We start from the raw sequence: 3,372 nt of genomic DNA, 5'->3' as shown, positions 1-3,372 counted from the left end.
CGATGACGATGCCGGGGCCGGATGCGCCGTCGGCGCCGGCTCCCGGGGTGGCGGCCGCTTCCGGGTGCGGTGCCTCGCACGGCTCCCCACCGCGCACTGCCTGACGGGTACTAGAGGAGACCGAGCAGGCCAAGGTTGAGCAGGCCGTTCCTGCCCAGACCGGAGCCGTCACGCCCCTCACCGTCACGGCCGTATCCGTCGCGGTCGCGGCCATAGCCGTCGCGGTCGCGGCCGTAGCCGTCGCGGTCGTAACCGCCGTCGCGGCCATACCCGTAGCCGTCGCGGCGGTCACGGCCGAAGCCGTCATAGCCGTCGTGGCCACGGTGCCCGATGCGGCCGTGGTGGCGGTCCTGCTGCTGGTTGGCGTGGTGGCCCTTGGCGTCCTGGGCGCTGCTGGGGGGCGCGGTCGCGGCGGTGGCGGCGCCTGCCGTCGGCACCACGAGGGCAGCCGCGGTCAGGCCGGCCACTGCAAGGCCGCGCGGGATCGAACGGAGCATGTTTCCACCTTCACTCGACTCTGCAGAAAATGAATATTTCCTGCAAAGGCGACGATAAGCGGGCATTTGTCCACTGACTTGCGACCCGCCGCAGAGTCACTGGAACGCAGCACGCACGGCAACGGCACCCGCCACGATCCGGCCGCTCACTCCGGAATGCCGCCGCTTTCCCCGGCCGTCGGCCCGTCCTTGGGCAGGCTCTCCAACAGGTTTCCCAGCGCGCCCGCGACGAGTGCGCAGACCGTATCGGGGTCGGCGCTCGCCAGCGGCTCTTTGGCGACCACCACTCGCATCAAGCCAATTCCCAGCAGCCAGGAGAGCGCCAGATCGGCGCGCAGGCTCCCGGTGTCGGACTCGGAGAGCGTGGCGAGGACCTCCGCGTACTCCTCCCCCAGCCCGCGCAGCGCCTCCGCTATCTCGTCGCTGCCGCCGATGGAGCGCAGACACACCTCCAGCGAACGGTCGGCGCCCGACCCGCCGCCGGCCAGCATGCCGCGCAGCGCGACCTCGAACAGCCGCTCGGCGGGAGTGGTGCGCAGCTGCTCGTGGCCGCCACGCGCCATCACCTCTCCGAACAGGGCTTTCTTCGAGCCGAAGTAGCGGAACAGCAGGGCCTGGTTGGCCCCGGCCCGGGACGCGATGTCGCGTACCGTCGCCCGTTCGTACCCGCGCTCGGCGAACAGCTCCGATGCGGCATCGAGCAACCGCAGCCGGGTGCCCTGCGCGTCCCGGCGGGAGGTGTTCGCCGGGCCGTGCTGCGGGGTCTTTGCCATCGCCACGTTCCTCTCTGTTGACCCGTCACGATGACGGCCACAATGCGTCGTTGACCGCCTCCGGGGGGCGGCTTACCGTGATGTAAGCAGGTGCTTACACAAGGGAGGTCGCCTTGACCACAGCCGACACAGCACCCCTCTCCTACCCCTTCAATGTTCCCGAGAGCCTTGAGCTTGCCGAAGAGTACGAACAGGCCCGCAACCGCCCGGGACTGCTGAAGGTCCGTATGACCTACGGCGAGCCGGCCTGGCTCGTGACCCGGTACGCCGAGGCCCGGTTCGTCCTCGGCGATCAGCGCTTCAGCCGCGCCGAGGGCGCGCGGCACGACGAGCCCCGGCAGTCCGAAGGACGCCGGGACAGCGGCATCCTGGGGATGGACCCGCCCGACCACACCCGGCTGCGGACTCTGGTGGCCAAGGCCTTCACCGTCCGCCAGGTCGAGAAGCTCCGGCCCCAGGTCACGCAGCTGGCGAACGAGCTGCTCGACGAGCTGGCAGCGGCCGGGCCGCCCGCCGACCTGGTGGACCGCTACGCCCTGCCCATCCCCGTCGCCGTGATCTGCCGGATGCTCGGCGTGCCGGCCGAGGACCGGCCGCGGTTCCGGGTGTGGAGCGATGCCGCCTTGTCGACAAGTTCCCTGACCGCGGCGGAATTCGACGCCAATATGGAAGAACTCCGCGCCTATATGCGGCAGTTGATCGAGGAGCACCGGCGCGCCCCGCGGGACGATCTGATGACGGCGCTGATCGATGCCCGGGATGTCAACGACCGGCTGTCCGAACTCGAACTCGTGGACCTGTGCGTCGGGATTCTGGTCGCCGGGCACGAGACCACCGCCACCCAGATCCCCAACTTCGTGCTCGCGCTGCTGGACCACCCGGGCCAGCTCACCCTGCTGCGCAAGCAGCCGGAGCTGATCGGCGGCGCGGTCGAGGAGCTACTGCGTTTTGTTCCGCTGGGCAGTGGCGCGAGCCAGCCCCGTTATGCGACGGAGGACGTCGAGGTCGGCGGGACGCTGGTGCGGGCCGGGACCCCGGTCCTGGTGGCGGTGGGCGCCGCCAACCGGGATGCGCTGCGCTTCGATGCGCCCGGGACGCTGGACCTCTCCCGGACCGGAAATCAGCACCTCGGGTTCGGCCATGGCGTCCATCACTGCCTCGGCGCGCCCCTGGCCCGGCTGGAACTCCAAGAGGCGATCGGCGCCCTGATCACCCGGTTCCCGGAACTGCGGCTGGCGGGCGATGTGGTGTGGAAGAGCGAGATGCTGGTCCGCGGCCCGCGGGTCATGCCGGTGGGGTGGTGAGCGGATGACCTGGCAGGTGGAGATCGACCCGCGGCAGTGCATCGCCTCGGGGTCCTGCGCCGCCATCGCCCCGGACCTCTTCGTCGTGGACGGCGCGCATGCCCGTCCGCTGAAGGACCGGATCGAGGAGGACGAGCGGGCCCTGGACGCCGCCGATGTCTGCCCGGCCATGGCCATCACTGTCCGGAACGGTGCGGAGGTCGTCGGGCCCCGGCCGTAGGGATGGCGGAGGCGACGGGGCGTGGCGGCGACCACGCCCCGTTCGCGCTATCGTCCCTGGTCAGGCGGCAGGCACCCAATTCCCCCTCCTGGCACGGCAGTTGGGTGCCCACGTCCGCCCGTTGCGCACAGAAACCCCGGACGCTCACCCTCAGTGGTCGGAGCACAAGATCACTTCATGTAGGCTTACTGACTGGTAACGACCCATTTTTTCGACCAGGGGGATCTCATGCGTCGACGTATTTCCGCACTCGCCGTGACGGCGGCCGTGGCAGGCGGCGTGCTGTTCGCGGCGCTGCCCGCGCAGGCAGCCACCGCGGCCGCCGGCCGGCAGAGCGTGGCGGCCGGTGGCGGCATCAGCGTCAACATCGACGAGCTGCGCCAGCAGTCCGCCGACCTGAAGGCCAAGGCCGATCGCCTGGACAGGGAAGGCGAGCACGAGGCCGCCGACCGCGCCCGTGCGCAGGCCCACGCGCTGGACAAGCGGATCCAGGCGTACCTCGACTCCGAAGAGAACATGTCCTGACCCGCATCAGCGTCACAGCGTCGCGCCCCCCCCGACCCACGGGGGGGGCGCCC

Annotated in this window: 5 protein-coding genes; 3 read left to right on the top strand and 2 right to left on the bottom strand. The window is 70.6% G+C overall.

Annotated elements, in window-relative coordinates:
- Positions 1-110 precede the first annotated feature (110 nt).
- Positions 111-497: a hypothetical protein gene (locus AB0C46_RS40630; protein WP_362834166.1), complete on the bottom strand. Its 387-nt coding sequence runs from the start codon at positions 495-497 to the stop codon at positions 111-113.
- 146 nt (positions 498-643) lie between these two features.
- Positions 644-1,270 (bottom strand): TetR family transcriptional regulator, encoded by a 627-nt coding sequence (locus tag AB0C46_RS40625; RefSeq protein WP_362834165.1) that lies wholly within the window; start codon positions 1,268-1,270, stop codon positions 644-646.
- A gap of 113 nt (positions 1,271-1,383) precedes the next feature.
- Between AB0C46_RS40625 and AB0C46_RS40620 the strand changes: the two genes are divergently transcribed.
- From AB0C46_RS40620 to AB0C46_RS40610, 3 genes are all read left to right on the top strand, one after another.
- Positions 1,384-2,574 carry a cytochrome P450 gene (locus tag AB0C46_RS40620; protein WP_362834164.1) on the top strand — a complete coding sequence of 397 codons (1,191 nt, stop codon included), beginning with the start codon at positions 1,384-1,386 and terminating at the stop codon, positions 2,572-2,574.
- 4 nt (positions 2,575-2,578) lie between these two features.
- Positions 2,579-2,794, top strand: coding sequence for a ferredoxin (locus AB0C46_RS40615; protein ID WP_362834163.1), 216 nt, complete (start codon positions 2,579-2,581; stop codon positions 2,792-2,794).
- 228 nt (positions 2,795-3,022) lie between these two features.
- Positions 3,023-3,319 carry a hypothetical protein gene (locus tag AB0C46_RS40610; RefSeq protein ID WP_362834162.1) on the top strand — a complete coding sequence of 99 codons (297 nt, stop codon included), beginning with the start codon at positions 3,023-3,025 and terminating at the stop codon, positions 3,317-3,319.
- The last annotated feature ends 53 nt before the right edge of the window (positions 3,320-3,372 follow it).

Origin of the sequence: Streptomyces sp. NPDC048637 (assembly GCF_040650675.1) — a bacterium.
In the GTDB taxonomy this organism is placed as follows: Bacteria; Actinomycetota; Actinomycetes; order Streptomycetales; family Streptomycetaceae; genus Streptomyces.
The sequence above is the reverse complement of the archived record's forward strand: the minus strand, read 5'-3'. Positions and strand labels throughout refer to the sequence as shown.

What these genes read in the sequence shown, in the direction of transcription:
- AB0C46_RS40615 (WP_362834163.1), top strand. Translation starts at nt 2,579, where the DNA reads ATGACCTGGCAGGTGGAGATCGACCCGCGGCAGTGCATCGCCTCGGGG.
- AB0C46_RS40610 (WP_362834162.1), top strand. Translation starts at nt 3,023, where the DNA reads ATGCGTCGACGTATTTCCGCACTCGCCGTGACGGCGGCCGTGGCAGGC.
- AB0C46_RS40630 (WP_362834166.1), bottom strand. Translation starts at nt 497, where the DNA reads ATGCTCCGTTCGATCCCGCGCGGCCTTGCAGTGGCCGGCCTGACCGCG.
- AB0C46_RS40625 (WP_362834165.1), bottom strand. Translation starts at nt 1,270, where the DNA reads ATGGCAAAGACCCCGCAGCACGGCCCGGCGAACACCTCCCGCCGGGAC.